13 protein-coding genes are annotated in these 18,743 nt (G+C 67.2%); 4 read left to right on the top strand and 9 right to left on the bottom strand.

Annotated elements, in window-relative coordinates:
- Positions 1 to 96: 96 nt before the first annotated feature.
- Positions 97 to 1,074, bottom strand: coding sequence for a 2-oxoglutarate and iron-dependent oxygenase domain-containing protein (locus N5J73_RS08725; protein WP_049447680.1), 978 nt, complete (start codon positions 1,072 to 1,074; stop codon positions 97 to 99).
- A gap of 152 nt (positions 1,075 to 1,226) precedes the next feature.
- On the opposite strand from N5J73_RS08725, the gene N5J73_RS08730 reads away from it, so the two are divergent.
- The 3 genes from N5J73_RS08730 to N5J73_RS08740 are packed head-to-tail and all read left to right on the top strand — an operon-like array spanning position 1,227 to position 5,123.
- Positions 1,227 to 3,107, top strand: coding sequence for a sulfatase-like hydrolase/transferase (locus tag N5J73_RS08730; protein ID WP_049447681.1), 1,881 nt, complete (start codon positions 1,227 to 1,229; stop codon positions 3,105 to 3,107).
- A 20-nt stretch (positions 3,108 to 3,127) separates the two neighbouring features.
- Complete coding sequence (locus N5J73_RS08735; RefSeq protein WP_049447682.1) at positions 3,128 to 4,273, top strand: glycosyltransferase family 4 protein; 1,146 nt, start codon at positions 3,128 to 3,130, stop codon at positions 4,271 to 4,273.
- Complete coding sequence (locus tag N5J73_RS08740) at positions 4,266 to 5,123, top strand: polysaccharide deacetylase family protein (protein WP_049447683.1); 858 nt, start codon at positions 4,266 to 4,268, stop codon at positions 5,121 to 5,123. The genes N5J73_RS08735 and N5J73_RS08740 overlap by 8 nt, the downstream gene beginning before the upstream one ends.
- Before the next feature lie 77 nt (positions 5,124 to 5,200).
- Here the strand turns inward: N5J73_RS08740 and glmM are convergent, their stop codons facing one another.
- The 5 genes from glmM to trpB form a co-directional block, all read right to left on the bottom strand.
- On the bottom strand, positions 5,201 to 6,562 hold the full coding sequence (gene glmM / locus N5J73_RS08745; RefSeq protein WP_049447684.1) for a phosphoglucosamine mutase: 1,362 nt from the start codon (positions 6,560 to 6,562) through the stop codon (positions 5,201 to 5,203).
- Positions 6,562 to 7,437: an acetyl-CoA carboxylase, carboxyltransferase subunit beta gene (gene accD / locus N5J73_RS08750; protein ID WP_005410473.1), complete on the bottom strand. Its 876-nt coding sequence runs from the start codon at positions 7,435 to 7,437 to the stop codon at positions 6,562 to 6,564. Before accD ends, glmM begins: the two co-directional genes overlap by 1 nt.
- A gap of 219 nt (positions 7,438 to 7,656) precedes the next feature.
- Positions 7,657 to 8,466 (bottom strand): tryptophan synthase subunit alpha, encoded by an 810-nt coding sequence (gene trpA / locus N5J73_RS08755; protein WP_049447686.1) that lies wholly within the window; start codon positions 8,464 to 8,466, stop codon positions 7,657 to 7,659.
- A 1-nt stretch (position 8,467) separates the two neighbouring features.
- Positions 8,468 to 9,145 (bottom strand): hypothetical protein, encoded by a 678-nt coding sequence (locus N5J73_RS08760; protein WP_049447687.1) that lies wholly within the window; start codon positions 9,143 to 9,145, stop codon positions 8,468 to 8,470.
- On the bottom strand, positions 9,142 to 10,359 hold the full coding sequence (trpB, locus tag N5J73_RS08765) for a tryptophan synthase subunit beta (RefSeq protein ID WP_049447688.1): 1,218 nt from the start codon (positions 10,357 to 10,359) through the stop codon (positions 9,142 to 9,144). Before trpB ends, N5J73_RS08760 begins: the two co-directional genes overlap by 4 nt.
- 97 nt (positions 10,360 to 10,456) lie before the next feature.
- Between trpB and N5J73_RS08770 the strand changes: the two genes are divergently transcribed.
- A complete protein-coding gene (locus N5J73_RS08770; protein ID WP_049447689.1) occupies positions 10,457 to 11,344 on the top strand; it encodes a LysR family transcriptional regulator in 888 nt (295 codons plus the stop codon).
- 71 nt (positions 11,345 to 11,415) lie between these two features.
- Here N5J73_RS08770 and N5J73_RS08775 read toward each other — a convergent pair whose 3' ends face one another.
- From N5J73_RS08775 to N5J73_RS08785, 3 genes are read right to left on the bottom strand one after another with little or no spacing between them, the layout of a single operon-like run.
- Positions 11,416 to 12,525 carry a toxic anion resistance protein gene (locus N5J73_RS08775; RefSeq protein ID WP_049447691.1) on the bottom strand — a complete coding sequence of 370 codons (1,110 nt, stop codon included), beginning with the start codon at positions 12,523 to 12,525 and terminating at the stop codon, positions 11,416 to 11,418.
- 40 nt (positions 12,526 to 12,565) lie between these two features.
- A complete protein-coding gene (locus tag N5J73_RS08780) occupies positions 12,566 to 13,243 on the bottom strand; it encodes a hypothetical protein (protein WP_219630039.1) in 678 nt (225 codons plus the stop codon).
- A gap of 26 nt (positions 13,244 to 13,269) precedes the next feature.
- Positions 13,270 to 18,666 (bottom strand): DNA repair ATPase, encoded by a 5,397-nt coding sequence (locus N5J73_RS08785; RefSeq protein ID WP_049447693.1) that lies wholly within the window; start codon positions 18,664 to 18,666, stop codon positions 13,270 to 13,272.
- Positions 18,667 to 18,743 lie beyond the last annotated feature (77 nt).

The following is an 18,743-nucleotide window of genomic DNA, read 5'->3' on the forward strand; positions in this document are numbered from 1 at the left end:
AACCCCAGAGCCGCTTTGGCTTTGGCTTCGGCCTCTGCGGGTGCAGGGTGCAACCCTGCAAAGAAAAAGGCCGCCTTTCGGCGGCCTTCTCACTCATTACTTCAGCTTGATCTCGCGCAGGCGTTCCTCGAGGAAGCCGTGGGCGGTGATCGGCTCCGGATACCGGCTCGGGTTCTCCGGGGTGATGCAGGACGGCAGCACGTCGATCAGGAAGTCCGGGTTCGGGTGCAGGAAGAACGGCACCGAGTAGCGCGGCTGGCGCGCCAGTTCACCCGGAGGATTGACGACGCGATGGATCGTCGACGGATACACGTGGTTGGTCAGGCGCTGCAGCATGTCGCCGATGTTGACCACAATCGTGTCCGCGTCTGACGTAAACGGCACCCACTCGCCTTCATGCGACTGCACTTCGAGGCCCGCGGCACTGGCGCCGACCAGCAGAGTGATGAAGTTGATATCGCCATGGGCACCGGCACGCACGTTCGGGATGTCGTCGGTGGTGATCGGCGGGTAGTGGATCGGGCGCAGGATCGAATTGCCGAAGTTGGTCTTGTCGGCGAAGAAGTCCTGCGGCAGGCCGATGTGCAGGGCCAGCGCCGACAGCACGCGCGAACCCAGGTTGTCCAGCGCCTGGTACAGCCCGTAACCGCGCTCACGGAAGCCCTCGATCTCGGTCGGCCACAGGTTCGGCGCCATCACCTCGCGGTACTTGGAGTCATCAGCGATTTCACGGCCGATGTGCCAGAACTCCTTCAGGTCGAAATGCTTGGAGCCCTTGGCGGTCTCCACCCCGAACGGGGTGTAGCCGCGGGCGCCGCCGCTGCCGGCCACGTGGTACTTGCGCTTGACCTCTTCCGGCAGGGCGAAGAAGGCCTTGAAGGCATCGTAGGCCGCGTCGATGTCGGCCTGCGGGATGCCGTGGTTGCGGATGCCCGCGAATCCCCATTGGCGGTAGGCCGCGCCCAGCTCGGCCACGAAGGCCTCGCGGTCGCTGTCGAAACGGGTGATGTCGAGGGTGGGGATCTGGCTCACAGCGGTTCCTGGCTTGTCGTTGGGTCTGGGGGGCCTGCGCATTCATGGCCCGCCTGAACATTGTGACAGATCGTCCGGCGAACGCGACTCGATGCAACGAAACAAACCGATACAATGCGCGACCCGCGCACATTTAACGAATCCTTACGTTGCTGCCGCGCCGCCCTTCCGCGCCGTCTCAACCCGCCCGCATCATGCCCATAGCTCCAGCCCCCATCGCCACCTCCCCCGCAGGCCCTGCCCGCCTCTGGCGCAGGCTCGCATGGTGGTCGCTGTTCGTCATGGGCAATGTACTTCTGGCGACGATGATCACCCTCGGCAACGTGCCGCTGCGTGACAACCCGGGCGGCAGCCAGGGCCTGGCCTATCTGGCAGTCGCCCTGCCCGGCCACCTGCTCGCCTTCGGTGCACTGGCCGGTGTGCTGCCGCTGCTGCTGGGCCTGTGGCAGCGCAGTGCGCGCACGCTGAGCATCAGCGCGGTGTTGCTGCAGGGCCTGTGGCTCTGCCTGCTGCTGGTCGATGCCAAGATCTTCACCCTGTATCGCTTCCACCTCAATGCCATGGTCGTGAACATGGTGTTCGGCGGCGCGCTGCAGGACCAGGTCGCGTTGTCGTGGAAGACCTGGGTGCAGGTCGGCCTGCTGGTCGCGGCGATCTTCACTGCCGAAGGCATCCTGGCCTGGGCCTGCTGGAAACTGCTGCCTGCCGCGCCGCGCCGGCACCGGGTACTGCAGGCCTGGACGGCGGCCGTCCTGCTGATGGCCGGCGGCCAGGTGGCCACCGCCTACTACGACGCGCGCGGCGACCGTGACGTGATCGCCCAGTGGAACTACCTGCCCTGGGCGCAGCCGATCACCGCCAAGAGCTTCATGCGCAAGCTGGGCGTGGTCAGCGAGCAGCAGGTCGGCCTGCCCGATCCTCGCCATGCGCAGCTGCTGTATCCGCTGCAGCCGCTGCGCTGCCAGAGTCCGCAACGGCCCAACGTGCTGATGGTGGTGCTGGAATCACTGCGCCACGACGCCCTCACCCCGCAGATCATGCCGAACACCTCGGCGCTGGCGGCTTCCGCTCGTGTCTACGACCGCCATTTCAGCACCGGCAACGCCACCCGCTATGGCCTGTTCGGCCTGCTCTACGGCCTGCCGGGCGGCTACTGGCAAAGCATGCTTGACGAGCAGCGCGGCTCGCAGCTGTTCAAGGTACTGGGCCAGCAGGGTTACGACCTGCATCTGTACGGCAGTGCGCCGATGTACAGCCCCGAATTCGACCGCACTGCGTTCGCCGATGTTCGCGACCAGCTGCACCAGGGGCCTGCCCAGCTGGGTTCTGAAGGACGCGACCGCAGCATCGTCGACGCGCTGCGGAAAGACATCCGGACCAGCCAGGCCGCGCACAGGCCGTGGTTCGGCTTCGTCTTCCTCGATTCTACCCATGCGCCCTACCACATGCCCCCGGGTTACCCGCCGCTGGCGACCCCGATGGCCAGTGAAATCGACTTCCTGAAGTTCGGCCCGGACCACGACCCGACCCCGGAACGGAACAGGTATCGGACCGCCGTGCACTACGCCGACAGCCTGGTCGGCACGCTGCTGGACGACCTGCGCGCTCAGGGCCTGGACCAGGACACGATCGTGCTGGTCACCGGCGACCATGCCGAGGAATTCAACGACCTCAAGCTGAACTACTGGGGCCACAACGGCAACTTCTCCGACTACCAGCTGCAGGTGCCGTTCGTCCTGCACTGGCCTGGCAAGGGCAATGCCCATGAAACGCGCGTCAGTTCGCACGAGGACTGGGTGCCTACCCTGATGCGCCACGCACTGGGCTGCGAGAACGCGCTGACCGATTTCAGTACCGGCCAGGACCTGCTGGCCGAACCTGCGGGCGAGCGCGCGCTGGTGGTGGAAAGCTGGTCGCAACGCGCCGTCCGCCACGGCAACGCCATCTACGTGTTCGACAAGTTCGGCAACGCGACCTCGCTGGACCTGCACTATCGCCCACTGCCGCAGCAGGCCCCGGATGCCGCCGCCGTCCGTACCGCATGGGAAGCGCTGACCCGCTTCCGCAACCGCTGACCCTCAAGGATCGATCCTGCATGAACCGTCCGCTGCGCATCCTGCACACCGAAGCCGCCAAGGGAATGGGTGGGCAGGAGATCTACATCTTCCGCCACATGCAGGTGATGCGCGCGCGCGGCCACGAGGTGGCGCTGCTGTGCCAGCCCGAAGCGCGATTGGCCCAGCTGGCACGCGATGATGGTTTCACCGTGCATACCCTGCGCATGGGTGGCCTGCTGCGCCTGTTGCGCGGCATCTGGTCGGTCTCGCGCCTGGTGCGCCGCGAACGCTATGACGTGGTCAACACCACCAGCCGCCGTGACGCGCTGATCGCCGCCGCCGGCGCACGCTTGGGCGGCACGCCGCTGGTGGTGCGCTCGCGCCACCTGATGAGCCCGGTCAACTCGCTGCTGACCTATACCGGCCTGCCGCACCGGGTGCTGACCGTCAGCAGCTTCGTCAAGCAGTTGCTGGCCGAGCGCGGCATTCCGGCCGAATACATCGGCATCGTACCGCCCATCGCGGTCCCGCCGCGCTGGAGCGAGATCCGCAAGGACGATCCCTGGCAAGGCCTGCAGGAGGTGCGCGCGGAAGTGCGCGCCGAGCTTGGCTTCGGCGAACAGGACATCGTGGTCGGTTGCGTGGCGGTGCTGCGCGAACCCAAGGGCCATGCCGACCTGCTGCAGGCGATGGTGCCGCTGTGCAAGACGCACCCGAACCTGCACCTGGTGGTGGTCGGCGATGGCCAGCCGGTCATGGATCGGCTGCAGGCGCTGCGCGACGAGCACGGACTGCAGCAGCAGGTCCATCTGCTCGGCTACCGCGATGGCGCATGCCGGCTTATGGCCGGCTTCGACATCTTCGCGCTGGCTTCGCACAAGGAAGCGGCCGGTACCGTCTTCCTGGAGGCCGCCTATGTCGGGGTGCCGATCGTGGCCACACGCGTAGGCGGCGTGCCGGAGATGGTGGTGGATGGCAGCAATGCGATCCTCACCCGGCTGGGCGACAATGCTGCCCTGACAGGCGCCCTGCGCCTGCTGGTGGACGATCCGGAACGGCGGCGGCAGATGGGCCGCGCCGGCTGGGACTGGATGCGCAGCGCGCACCGGTTCACTCCCGACGGCCACGGTGAGACCACCGAACACTATTACCACCAGTGGCTGAAGGAGCTGGGACATGGCTGATGCCCGAACCGTACCGGTGCTGATGCACCACCACGTCAGTCCGTCGCCGGGCATGATCACCGTGTCGCCGGAGAATTTCGAGAGCCAGATCGCATGGTTGGCCGGCAACGGCTGGACCTCGCTGACACTGGACCAGTACGCCGGTTTCCTGGCCGGCAAGCCGGTGCCGCGCAAGTCGATCGTGATCACCTTCGACGATGGCTACCTGGACAACTGGGTGTATGCGCACCCGATCCTGCAGAAGTACGGCATGCACGCGGTGGTGTTCGTGGTCACCGGCTGGATGGGCGAAGGCCCGGAGCGGCCCCACGCCGGGCTTGCCGGGGCAACGTTGCCTGCCACGCCGGACCATCGCGGCTGCGAAGCGGCGATCTACGAGCAGAACCGCAGCGACGACGTGATGATGCGCTGGAGTGAAGCGCGCGCGGCCATCGCCGCCGGCACCTTCGAAGTGCATTGCCACACCCATACCCACACCCGTTGGCTGCGCCGCAACGACCTGGACCGCGCACAGCGCCGTGCCGGCCTGAGCCACGATCTGGCAGTCTCACGCGAAGTCCTGCAGGACAAGCTCGGCGAGGTGTCCGATACGCTGTGCTGGCCCTACGGCGATTTCGACCAGGACCACATCGAGGTGGCACGCGAGCACGGCTTCCGCTACCTGCACACCACCCACCCGTTCGGCCGCAACGTGGTGGGCGGCGATCCGGAACGCATCTACCGCTTCGCGATCCGCAACCGCCCGGCGAGCTGGTTGCGCAAGCGCATAGCCCAGAGCTACAACCCCCTGATCGCGCCACTGTTCAATGGTTTCAAGGCGCGCCAGAAGAAGATGGTACCGGGGCCGTAGGCACGACCAGGCCCGGCCCGCAGAAAGAAAACGCCCCGGAATTCCGGGGCGTTTTTTTGCACCGACGAGCAGGCGCTTCAACTGGCGGCTTCGCGCACCGCAGCGGACAGGCGGTCCAGCGTATCCTGCATCAGCGTTGCATCATCGGCCTCGACCGTGACCCGCACCACCGGCTCGGTACCGGACGGGCGCAGGAACGCACGGCCACGGCCGGCCACCGACTGCTGCGCGACAGCCAGCGCGGCCTGCACGCTGTCGGCCTGCACCGTGGCTTTGGCCGAGACATTGCCCAGCCGCACGTTGACCGTCTTCTGCGGCACCCGCACCAGTCCCTTCAGTGCCTGGCGCAGGGACTGCCCGCTGTTGCGCAGCGCCACCAGCACCTGCAGGGCACTGACGATGCCGTCGCCGGTGGTGGCCCGGTCCAGGCACAGCAGATGGCCGGAGGCTTCACCGCCGAGCACCCCGCCGCCTTCGATCAGCGCCTGGTGCACGTAACGATCGCCGACATTGCTGCGCACGAACGGAATCTGCAGGTCGGCAAATGCCTTCTCGACGCCGTAGTTGCTCATCAGCGTGCCGACCACCGGGCCGCGCAGGCGGCCTTCGTCCTTCCATGCGCGGGCCAGGATGTACAGCAGGTCATCGCCGTCGACCGGGTTGCCCTGGTCATCAGCCATCAACACGCGGTCACCATCGCCATCGAAGGCGATGCCCAGATCGGCCCGGGTCTCGCGGACCTTGGCCGCCAGGTTGTCGATATGGGTGGACCCCACGCCGGCATTGATGTTGACGCCGTTGGGCTCGGCACCAATGCCGATCACCTCGGCGCCCAGTTCGCGGAACAGCAGCGGTGCGATCTGGTAGGTGGCACCGTGCGCGCAATCCAGCACCAGGCGCACGCCACGCAGGTCGAACGCGCGCGGCACGCTGGCCTTGCAGAACTCGATGTAACGTCCCACCGCTTCACGCGCGCGCGATGCCTTGCCCAGCTTCTCCGATTCGGCGGTGGTGAACGGGACGTCCAGCGCCGCTTCCAGGGCCAGCTCGGTCGCATCATCGAGCTTCTCGCCCTGGGCGGAGAAGAACTTGATGCCGTTGTCGTAGTGCGGGTTGTGCGAGGCACTGATGACGATGCCGGCATCCACACCGAGCGTACGGGTCAGGAATGCCACCGCCGGGGTCGGCATCGGGCCCAGCAGTTGCACGTCGGCACCGGCGGCGACCAGGCCGGCTTCCAGTGCCGCTTCGAACATGTAACCGGAAATGCGGGTGTCCTTGCCGATCACCACGATCGGCCGGCGCCCGTCCTGGCCGCGCTGGGCGACCAGGACACGGCCCAGGGCGTTGCCCAGGCGCAGCACGAAATCGGCCGAGATCACGCCCTGGCCGACCCGCCCACGGATGCCATCAGTACCGAAGTACTTGCGGCCTCCCATCAAGCCACCTCCGGCGCCGGCTGACGGCCCAGCATCGCCAGCAGATCGGACAGGCGATCGCGCATTTCGCGGCGGTCGCAGATCTGGTCGATGGCACCGTGCTCCAGCAGGAACTCCGAGCGCTGGAAGCCTTCCGGCAGCTTCTCGCGCACGGTCTGCTCGATCACGCGCGGGCCGGCGAAGCCGATCAGCGCCTGCGGCTCGGCGATGTTGATGTCGCCCAGCATCGCGAAGGAGGCCGACACGCCACCGGTGGTCGGATGGGTCAGCACCGAGATATACGGCAGGCCGGCTTCGCGCAGCTTGCCCAGCGCAGCCGAGGTCTTGGCCATCTGCATCAGCGAGAACAGGCCTTCCTGCATGCGGGCGCCTCCGCTCTGCGAGAAGCACACATAGGGCGCACCGATCTCGACCGCGGTTTCCGCAGCCAGTGCGAAACGCTCGCCGACCACCGAGCCCATCGAGCCGCCCATGAAGGCGAAGTCGAACGACGATGCCACCAGCGCACGGCCCTTGAGCAGGCCTCGCATGGCAATCAGCGCGTCATACTCGCCGGTGTTCTTCTGCGCGATCTTGATGCGCTCGCTGTACTTCTTCTGGTCCTTGAACTTGAGCAGGTCGGTCGGGCCCAGGCGCGCACCGATCTCGGTGGTGCTGTCGGCGTCGAACAGGGCGGCCAGGCGCGCACGCGCACGGATCGCCATGTGATGGCCGCACTTCGGGCAGACTTCCAGGTTCTCTTCCAGTTCCGGACGGTACAACGCGCTGCCGCAGTTGCTGCACTTTTCCCACAGGCCCTCGGGGACACTGCGCTTCTTGCTGGGGGTGTTGTCGGTGCGGATGCCGGACGGCATCAACTTGCTGAGCCAACTCATGCGGGAGGACACTTCCGTTCAGGGCGGCCCAGGGGCCGCAAAGGCGGACAGTCTAGCTCCGCTTTCGCCGCCCGTGCACCCCCTTGCCAGCCGCAGGGCAGCCGGAAAAAACCATGCTGGGACGTACGTTTAGGTGCGGGGAAGTGCCGGCCGCTGGCCAGCAGCCCCTGCGCGCAGGCGGGTATGGAGGAGGATGCCGGCCAGCGGCCGGCAGTCCTGTTACGCGTCCAGCGCCTGCCGCAGCGGAGCCAGGAAGGTTCGAGCGCGCTGCGCGGCCTCTTCAGCCGAGCCCGCTTCGGCCAGCGCCGCCACCAGCGCGCTGCCCACCACCACGCCGTCGGCCTGGCGGGCCATGGTTGCGGCACTGTCGGCATCCTTGATGCCGAAGCCCGCCACCACCGGCACTGAAGCACGCGCGCGCAACGCCTGCAGGCGGGCACTGGCGGCATCGCTGTCCAGGCGCTCGGACGCGCCGGTGACACCGGCAAAGCTGACGTAGTAGAGGTAGCCACGGGCCAGCGCCAGCAGCTTGTCGGCACGTGCTTCGCTGGTGGTCGGTGACGCCAGCAGGACCAGCGCCAGGCCCGCCGCATCGAATGCCTGCAGCGCCTCGCCCGCTTCTTCCGGCGGCAGGTCGACCAGCAGCACGCCGTCCACGCCGGCGTCGACGGCGGCCTTGGCGAAGGCCGCGTAACCGTGGATCTCCACCGGGTTCAGGTAGCCCATCAGTACCACCGGCGTCTGCGCATCACGCTCGCGGAACTGCGCCACGGCCTGCAGCACATAGCGGCCGCCGGCCCCGCGTGCCAGCGCGCGCTCGGAGCTGCGCTGGATGGTCGGTCCATCGGCCATCGGGTCGGAGAACGGAACGCCCAGTTCGATCACGTCGGCACCGGCATCGACCAGCGCGTGCATGACCGGCACGGTGGCCTCCAGTGAGGGATCACCGGCGGTAATGAAGGGAATCAGCGCCTTGCGCTGCTGCTCGCGCAGTCGCTGGAAACAGGCATCGAGTCGGGATACGGACATTTCAGGCACATCCTTCAATCAGTTCAATCGCATCGCTGGTCCCCCAGTACATCTGGATGACCTTTCCTTCAAACAGTTCCACGCGGATACCCAGGTCCGAACCCGGGTCCTGCCAGGTGAGGTACTCGCCCTGATCACCGTCGTAGGCGTGCGGGCTGGACACCGGCGGCTTCGGGAACTGGGCCATGGCCTGGGCACGGGTCATGCCGACACGCAGGCCGAATGGACCGGGCTGCTGGGTCGGCGCCCCGCTCTGCGGATCCAGGCCGAGATCGAAACGGACGACGCGATCTTCATCGGTCATCATCGATACGCCGGGCGGCAGCTCCTTGCCGTCGTAGTACTCGCAACTGCCGCCGATGGCTTCAACCGCGCCTTGTGCGGTCCACGGCCCAAGTGCCTTCAGGTCCGTCATATGCTGGCCGATCAAGACCTCGCCGGCATGGTCCAGCGCCACCGAAGCCACTGCAGGCACGTCGTCGCTGTCCGCGCCCTCCACGGACGGCGGATCGACGATGGGCGTACGCGCCATCGGGTCGAGATCATCGTTGGCCGCCTGCTGCACAGGCTGCGTGGTGGCCTTGGCGGCCGGTGCCAGCACCGGTGGCTCCGGCGGCTGGCATGCAGCCATCCCCAGCGCCAGCAGCAGCACGCTACTATTGCGAAGCAGCGCGCTCACAGCACCAGCCCTTCGCGCGCGGCGATGGTGTGCACGTCCTTGTCGCCACGGCCGGACAGGTTGCACAACACGATCTGGTCGCGCGGACGCTCGCGTGCCAGCTTGATCGCCTGGGCCAGCGCATGGCTGGATTCCAGCGCAGGCAGGATGCCTTCGGTGTGCGCCAGCAGGTGGAAGGCCTGCAGCGCTTCCTCGTCGGTGATGCCGAGGTAACGTGCGCGGCCGGTATCGGCCAGGAACGCATGCTCCGGGCCGACGCCCGGGTAGTCCAGGCCGGCCGACACCGAATGGGTCTCGATGATCTGGCCGTCGTCATCGCACAGCACATAGGTGCGGTTGCCGTGCAGCACGCCGGGGCGGCCGGCAGCAATCGAGGCGGCGTGGCGGCCGGTGCTGATGCCATCACCGGCGGCTTCGGCGCCGACGATCTCGACCTGGCGATCGTTGAGGAAGGCATGGAACAGGCCGATGGCATTGCTGCCGCCGCCGACGCAGGCGGTGATCGCATCCGGCAGGCGACCGTACTCGGCCAGCATCTGCTCGCGTGCCTCGCGGCCGACGATGGCATTGAAGTCGCGCACCATGCGCGGGTACGGATCCGGGCCGGCCACGGTGCCGATGATGTAGAAGGTGTCCTGCACGTTGGTCACCCAGTCTCGCATCGCTTCGTTGAGCGCGTCCTTCAGGGTGGCCGAGCCGGAGGTGACCGGCACCACCGTCGCGCCGAGCAGCTTCATGCGGTAGACGTTGATCTTCTGCCGCTCGATATCGGTGGCGCCCATGTACACCACACACTCCAGGCCCAGCCGTGCGGCCACCGTGGCACTGGCCACGCCGTGCTGGCCCGCGCCGGTCTCGGCGATGATGCGCGTCTTGCCCATCCGCGCGGCCAGCAGGGCCTGGCCGATGGTGTTGTTGATCTTGTGCGCGCCGGTGTGGTTCAGGTCTTCGCGCTTGAGCAGGATCTGCGCGCCGCCGACATGATCGCTCAGGCGCTGGGCGTGATAGATCGGGCTCGGCCGGCCGACGTAATGGGCCAGGTCGCGGTCGTAGGCCTGCTGGAATGCGGGGTCCTGGCGGGCCTGGTCATAGGCCTGGGCCAGTTCCTGCAGCGGGCCGACCAGGGTTTCGGCAACGAAACTGCCGCCGTAGCGGCCGAAGTGGCCCTGGGCATCCGGGAAGGCGTGGTAGTCGGCAATGGGGGAGGCAGACATGGAAGCGACCGCTGATTCGAGACAGGTGGATACTCTAGCGCACGGGTTGTGACCGGAAAATGGATATTATCTGGCGTATATCGTCAGGAAATCTCACATGAGTCGTTCCCTGCTTCCGCCGCTCAATGCACTGCGCGCGTTCGAGGCCACTGCCCGCCTGGGTGGCGTTGGGCGGGCCGCACAGGACCTGCACGTCACCCACGGCGCGGTCAGCCGGCAACTGAAGCTGCTGGAAGACCATCTCGGCCTGGCGCTGTTCCAGCGTGCCGGTCGCGGTCTGCGCCTGACCGCTGCGGGCACGCGCCTGCAGGCAGCGTGCAGCGAGGCCTTCGGCGGCATCGAAGACTGCGTGCGCGAACTGCGGCGGCCGGCGGCGGCCCCGGCACTGGTACTGGGGTGCAGCGGCAGCGTACTGGCGCGCTGGATGATCCCGCGCCTGCCCGCACTGCAGGCCGCCCTGCCCGGTGTGCGCCTGCAGTGGTCGGCGCTGGATGGCAGTTTCACCGAAGCGCAGGCGGCACTGGATGCAGTACTGCTGTTGGCGCAGGGGCCGTGGCCCCGGGGCTGGCAGGTGCGTGAGCTGGCACCGGAACGGGTTGGCGTGGTGGTGGCCCCATCGCATCCGGCGGCGCAGCGCCTGCGGCATGTATCGCCCTCGGCGCTGCTGCAGGAGACGCTGCTGCACACCAGCTCGCGACCGCAGGCGTGGCCGGCCTGGGCACAGGCGCACGACCTGGACGTGTCGAAGCTGCAGCTGGGCACCGCCTTTGAGCACCTGTACTACTTGTTGGAAGCCGCGGTGGCCGGGCTGGGCCCGGCAATCGCGCCAGAGCCGCTGGTGGCCGAGGATCTGGCGGCAGGCCGCCTGGTCGCGCCGTGGGGGTTTGCCGCCACCGGCGGTTTCTGGGTGCTGGCGAGGCCGGACGGACCGGCAGATGCACGCGTGGATGCGCTGGCCGACTGGCTGGGCCAGCAACTGCGCTGACAACAAAAAAGGGACGGAGAGGATCAAGTCGCAAGTGGCACAAGCGACTTAATCCCCTCCGTCCCCTTTTTTCAGCTGGCGGTCGGGGTGGCCAGGCGCTGCTGCAGGTCTTCGCGCAGGCGCGACAGCTCGACTTCGGCCTGCTGCCGCTGCTGCATTCCTTCGCGATGGATGCTGCGCACTTCCTCGACCGTGGCGATCAACTGGTCGTGCACGTGGCGCAGCGTGGCGACGTCGATCACGCCGCGCTGGTTGCTGCGCGCGGTATCCACCGAGGCCTGGCGCAGCAGATCGGCATTGCGGCGCATCAGCTCGTTGGTGGCATCGTCGATGGCGGTGGACAGCTCGACCGCGGCCTTCTGCTCGCCCAGCGAAAGCTGGATGGCGAACTGGCGCTTCCACGACGGGATGGTGATCTCGCGCACCGTATTGAATTTTTCGATCAGCTGCAGTGCGTTGGCCTGGATCAGCCGGATCATCGGCAGCGACTGATCGGCCGCGTGCTGCATCAGCTGCAGGTCGGACACGCGCTTTTCGATCAGCCGGATCGCGTTGTCGACTTCACTCTGGCGGATGCGTTGTTGCGGATCCTCACTGCCCTGCCCGGCCAGCTGCTCGGTCTGCAGTTCGGCCAGACGCTGCTTGCCCGCAGCGGCGTACAGCCCCAGAGCGTGGCGTTCTTCACGGACGATATCGTGCATGCGGTCGAACTCGCCCACACGCTTGCCCATCAGCACCTGCTGCGCCCCGACGTCTCCCAGCAGCTGCTCGATCTGCGCATTGGTGTCGCTGAACTTCTGCACCAGCTCGCCCTTGGATGCCCGCAACCGATCAATCAGGCCACCAATCAGAGGGACCCTGGAACGCTGCGCGAAACCGTCAAGCTTCAGGCTGCGCGCGATGCGCACCACTTCGCCCAGCTTCTCGCCACTGGCATCCAGGTCACGATTGCGCACCTGGTCGAGCAACTGGCTGGAGAACGCTGCGGTGCGCGTGGCCGCTTCGCGACCGAACACCTGCAGGTTGCCCGGGCGCAGGTCATCCAGCTCACGGCGGATCTCGGCGATGCGCGGCAGGTCCTCGTGGACCAGGCCAAGTGCCCTCAGCGTGCCCTCGTCGAGCGTGGAAACGGCGGTGTTGGCCTGTACCAGCGTGCCGGGGCTCTGACTGTCCTGGACCATCGGGCGATCTCCTTGAAATGGGTAAGCGGCTGCGGCCGATTCAGCGCAGTCTAGCCTGAGCGGCCGCAACCTCGTCATCGATCTGGGCGTGCAGCGTGGCCGCCTTGCCCGCCAATGCAGCGCCTGCGGCGCTCTGGTCGGCCAGGGTGGCCTGTCGCCAGGCGGGCAGCAGGACATCATGGATGCGTGCGAAACGTTGCAGCAGCAGCGTGTCCTGGTCCTGCAGCAGCTGCCATTGACCGGCCTCGACGCGATGCAGGGCCGCCAGCCGGCGCAAGTGATCCAGCCGCTCCGACAGCGCGGCATGCCCGGACGCATCACAGTGCGCCAGCCGTGATGCACCCACCTCGACCCAGGCGTCCAGTGCCGTGGCCGCCTCTGCACGCTCGACGATGGCCAGGGCCCGCTGCTGCTGGTGCTGCTGCAGGTGCTGGGCCTGCTCGCGCGCCTGCAGCGCCAGCACGCCCAGCTGCGACTGCAGCGCATGCCCTTGCGCCTCGCGGTCGACATCGCGCCCAAGCAGGCGCCCCCACCAGCCTTCCTGTCGCCGGATCTGCGCAGGATTCGCCGCCTGCAGGGCCAGCGCGATGCGCGCCAGCGCGGCCACCAGGCCTTCGCCCGCAACCGGCGGCAACCTGGCGGCGCGTTGGGCAAGCACCTGCAGCAGCGGCGCACCGTAGTTGGCCAGCACGGCGACATCGGCCGTGTCCGGCAACATCGGTGACGGCAGTGGCGCCTGCGTGGTCACGGCAGCGGCGGCGGCTTCGGCGTGGATGCCGGGGGGCCATCAGCGTCTTCCGGCGGCAATGACTCGCCGTAGAAGTGGCGCATCAGGGCCTCATCCAGAGCCCGCTCCTCCGGCGTCGCGGCACGGCGTACACGTGCACGCTGCGCCACCACGGCACTGGGCCCGCCGCGCTCGACCTGCTGCCGTGCCCAACCGGCGAACGCAGCCAGGGTCTGCGATACCTGTGCCTGCTGCGCCTGTGATGCCGCCAGCAGTTCGACCAGAGGTGCCAGGCCGGCCTGCAGATCTTCGGCCAGGACCGTGGCCGGCACACTGGGTGCCACCGCGACCGGCACCGATGCGGCGGGCGCAGGGCGTGTTTCGGAGAGCCGCTGCAGGGCTTCAAGCAACGCCGGCCATGGCGCAGGGTCGGCGACGGCAACGGGCGCCGCCTCCGGCGTCGGCGGTGGCAACTGCAACGCGCTGGCGATGTCTGCCAACTGTGCAACCACGCGCCCGCCGACATCGCTGTCGTCGGCACCCATGGCCTTGTTGCGCAGGAAGTCGCGCTTGATCTGTGCCCAGCGCTGCGCCTGCGTGTCATCCAGTACGCCGCGCAGTTCGGCCAGCTTCAACAGGTTCTCTTCGGCGCCGGTGGTCAGCAGCTGTGCCTCGCCCAGGTAGTGGTCGGAGATCAGCTGCTGCAGCTCGTCCTCGTTCATCACCGGTGAGATCTTCTCGGCCAGCTTGTTCATGTTGCGGTAGCTGCCCTGCAGCCGGAACGGCGGTTCGGTGCGGTAGCGGTCATCCTGCGCGGCGCTGGCGATGTACTGCTGGTTGACCCGGTAGACCACGTCGCGCACGCGCAGCATGCGCTGCAGGGTGGCGGTGATCTCGTTGATCTCGGCACTGCTGTAGGCATGGCTGAGGCCATTGGTCGAGACCTCCTTGCCCATCGCACGCTCGACCAGCACGTACAGATCGGCCATGTCACGCGTGGCCAGCGGCGCCAGCACCGGGTTGGAAGTCAGGCTGTTCTCGATGTAGCTGAGCGTGAAAGCAGCCTCCATGCCACCGAGCACGTCGCCCAGGTTGTAGATGTCGGCACGGTTGGCCAGCATGTCCGGAATCTTGAACACCTCGCCGGACTCGGTATACGGGTTGCCGGCCATCACCACGCAGAACTTCTTGCCGCGCATGTCGTAGGTGCGGGTGCGGCCGCGCCACACGCCTTCGATGCGACGGGTGCCATCGCACAGCGAAATGAACTTCTGCAGGAACTCGGGATGGGTGTGCTGGATGTCGTCGACATACAGCATGGTGTTGTTGCCCATTTCCAGCGCCAGATTGAGCTTTTCCAGCTCCTGCCGCGAGGTCGCGTCCGGCGCCTGCGCCGGATCCAGCGAGCGCACTTCGTGGCCCAGCGCCGGCCCGTTGATCTTCATGAAAACCAGACCGAGCCGGTGCGCCACATACTCCATCAGCGTGGTCTTGCCGTAGCCTGGTGGCGAAATCATCATCAGCAGGCCCATCAGGTCGCTGCGCTTGTTCTCGCCCACCGTGCCCATCTGCTTGGCCAGGTTGTCGCCGATCACGCCCAGGTAGACATCGTTGATCAGCTTGTTGCGTACGAACGAGGACAGCGGCCGCGCCTTGAACTCGGACAGACGCAGGGTCTCGCGCTCGCGGCCGATGATGCCCTGGCGCAATGCCTGATAGGCATGGAACGCCGGCACGAAGTGACGCAGGTGCTGCTGCAGGCGTGCCAGGAAGTCATCCAGCGACACCACCAGCGTGCCGTTGCCGATGCGCGCGTGTTCACCGAGCAGGCCGTTGACCTCTACCCGCAACGCTGCATCGCTGGCACGGGTGCGCAGCTGGCGTTGCACCAGCAGCAGCGCTGCCGCTTCATCAACATATCCGGCATGCATGGCGTACGCGGGCGTACTCGCAAGTGCACGCAGCCATTGCCCGGCCAGTGCCCAGCGCGTTGCCAGCGGATCCTGGCTGCGCTGCACGGCGCGTTCGACCGTGTCGCGCTGCCCTGCCTGCTCCAGCTGCTGCGCCAATGCCTCCAGCAGTGCCACCGCATGGCGGCTGCTGCTGAACACCGGATCGCCCGCCGCCAGCTCTTCGCCCAGGTAGGCGGCTGCAGCCTCAGCGGCATCGGCGTCGAAGGGCAAGGCATGGGACTGCGCGTAGGCCAACAGTGCCTCGGCCATCTCCGTACGCAGGGCCTGGCGTCCCTCATCGGACCCGAACAATCGTGCCAGCGCCTCGGCACCGGCCTGCCGCGCCGGCCACTGCGCCACTGCCTCGCGCCGCTGCTCGGCCGCCCAGAACAGCAGCGCCAGTGCGCGCACCCGTGGTGCATGGCGCAGGCTGCCAGCGGCCTGCTGCAGGGGCAGCAACGCGCGCAGGATCAGCGCGGCATCATGGTCATGGATGCCGCGCTCGTAGCCTTCGCGATAACGCGGTGCGGCGAACGCACGCACACGCTGATCCAGCGCTTCGGGATTGGCGACGTCCTGCTGCAGCATGGCCAGATCGAGGCCGTCGCGCCCCTCCTGCGCAGCCATCAGCAGGCTGCCGGCCAGGTACTCGCCGCGATACAGCGTGGGGGATTCGGAGTCCAGCGTGACCGGCCAGAACGGCTTCAGCGCATCCAGCTCCGGATCGTGCAGGGTCTCCAGGAAGTCGGTGCCGGTCAGGTGGATCGCCAGCGTATCGCCACGCGGCAACAGGGTCAGATCCAGTGCCTGGGTATTGACGCTGAAGCGATGGCGCGGCCCCAGCCGCACGACGTTGCCGCCGGCTTCGTACAGGTCACTGCGGTCGCGCAGCTGGCGCACCGCCTGGTCACGCACGCCTTTCAGCCGCGCCTCGATATTGTCGGCCTTGACGTTGTCATGCAACGCGCGCAGGCGTTCGGCCAGTTCGCGCAGCTTGAGGATCAACGGATCGCCGGCAAAGAACGCATTGAGCTCATCGGCGGTTGCGAAGCGCTCGGTGCGCCTGGCCAGGCCGTCGAGGATGCGGTTGGCCGCATCCAGCACCGAGCGCGCCTTGCGCTGGCGGTCATCCAGCAACGCCTGCTTGTGGGTCTCGAAGGCTTCGACCAGCTCCTCGCGCTTGCTCAGGATGTCGCCGAGGAACTGCTCGTGCTCGCCGAACTGGCTCTCCAGCTCCTCCAGCTGGACCAGCAGGCGCGACAACTGCTCGTCGGCGCGTTCAGGGTCGGTCGCCAGCGCCAGCGCGCTGGTGATCGACTGTGAGAACAGCGCGAACTGTGCGGCGAACTGGGCCACGGCCTCGGCCGAACCGAGCGACCTGCGGCGCTGATCGGCGCGCGCGCGCGCCTGGTTGAGGCGCCCGTACAGCACCGAGATCGACTCGACCACGCGGGTGCGGGCGGTCGCATCGTCCACCTTCAGGCCGGCCATCAGCTCGGACAGCATGTCCAGGTCGGCGGCCATGCCACGCAACCCTTCCAGCTGCTCGTCCAGCTGGCGGGCGCTCTGTGCCTGCTGTGCCGCTTCATCCAGCACCTGCAGGCGCGTGGTCAGCGGCGCCAACGCGGCTTCGTCCGCAAGAAACTCGCCAGTGGCGGCGCCGACGCGGTCCTGCGCTTCCACCAGCTCGGCCGCCATCACTTCGATGCGCGCGGTGTCGATGTAGCGCAGCTCACGGATGGTCAACAGGCGTCCACGCAATGCGGTGATTGCGTTGAGGGCCTCGACGAACGCCTGCACCTCGTTCCAGTTCTGCGGCTGCAGCCGTCCCAGCAACGCCTTGTACGCGGTCTCGGCCTCGACCATCGCCTGTGCCGACTGCTGCCGGATCGACTGCACTTTCTCGTACTCGTCCAGCACTGATTCGCCGGTGGCGCTGATCTGCCGCAGCAGCGCCTCGGCGCCATCACAGGCCGCATCACCCAGCCAGTGGTGGGCATCGAACAAGCGCCGTGTATCGGCCACCAGGCGCTGGTAGCGCTGCACCGACACGTCCTGGCCGTCGATCTCGCGTGCCAGGTTGAACAGGTTGGAGATGCCGCGCACCAGTTCGGCATTGCCGATGCGGCCCATGAAGGTGTTGCCGGGCGGTCGGCTGGCGGCGAACTCATCGCTGCTGAAGGGCGTCTGCCAGACCTGCATCGGATGGATACGGGTTGGTTCGTTGCCTTCAGCGTGGAACAGCACCATGCGCCCATCCTGCAGGAAGGCGTAGCCATGGCCGAACACCGGGGTCTGCAGTACGCGCTGGATGGTGTTGTAGACGAACAGTGCCGAGCGCCCACCTTCGCGCTCATAGAAGATGTACAGCACGTCCTCGCCGTTCGGCGAACGGATGCTGCGCTTGAACTGCATGCCGGCCATCGAGGCGTCAAACGCCTTGTGCTCGCCACCCTGCAGGTAATAGCCGCCGGGGAAGATCACACCGTGGTCTTCGGGCAGCTGCACGCAGGCCTGTACGATCGCATCGTTGCGCACGATGCCGCCGGTCAGCGTGTTGTAGATCAGGCCGCGCCACGCCGTCTCGCGGTACGGCAGCACCTTCAGCAGCACCAGCGAACCCACCCGGGCGAATTCGAACTGGGCGTCGTCCAGCGACTGCGTGCTGTCCTCGACCGGTTCGCTGTAGATGCCCTGCCCGGTCTCGGTGTTGTTCTCGACCTTGATGGTGAGATCACCGCCGGTGGTCTCCACGAACAGGGTGTCGAGGATGTTCAGGTGTGAATGGCGGCCACTGACCGCCAGGTCGCGCGTGGCCCTGGTCCATTCGAAGTCGAACGGCGGCGGCAGCGCGATATCGCGTTCGCCGCGCGCATCCAGATAGGTCAGTTCGCCATCGCGCGACAGTGCCCAGCGGAACACGCGCACATCGCTACTGCGCTCGCCAATCTGGAACGAGGCCAGCAGCTTGTCGCCCACCACGATCAACTGCAGCAGGCGTGCGTGCTTGTAGTAGGCGTACAGCTCGTTGAAGTCGTGCACGAAGCCGGGCTGGTCGAGGAAGCTGCCCTTCAGCTCCAGCGCGGCGACATCGTAGCCGTCGTTGCCCTGTACCAGCCGGTACAGGCCAAACACATCCTCGATGCGGGTCTGGGTCTTCAGCCCGATGAACACGTTGTAGCCGAACAGCAGGCGATCAGGACCCACCTGCACGATGTCACGACCGACGCAGTTGTTCTCGCTGCGGATGCGGAAGCGCCCGGCCACTTCCAACCGGCTGTCGCCGAATTCGGCCAGGCGCTGACGATTGAGGGTTTCGGCCAGGGACTGCAGGCGTTGGCCCTGCTCGACCAGGCGGCGGCGCAGGACTTCATAGGCACCGCCCTTGGCGACGGCCTGGTCAACGGTGTTGTCGCCGGCCTCCGGCGCGGTGGATTCGGCGGACGGATGGGTTTCAGACATCAGCAGGTTTCCAGCTCACGGGCGGACGGCCGCGGTTGCGGCCGGCGCGGGCGGGCGATGGCCACGGCGGCCACCGC

Origin of the sequence: Stenotrophomonas sp. GD03654 (assembly GCF_029845105.1) — a bacterium.
In the GTDB taxonomy this organism is placed as follows: domain Bacteria; phylum Pseudomonadota; class Gammaproteobacteria; order Xanthomonadales; family Xanthomonadaceae; genus Stenotrophomonas; species Stenotrophomonas africana.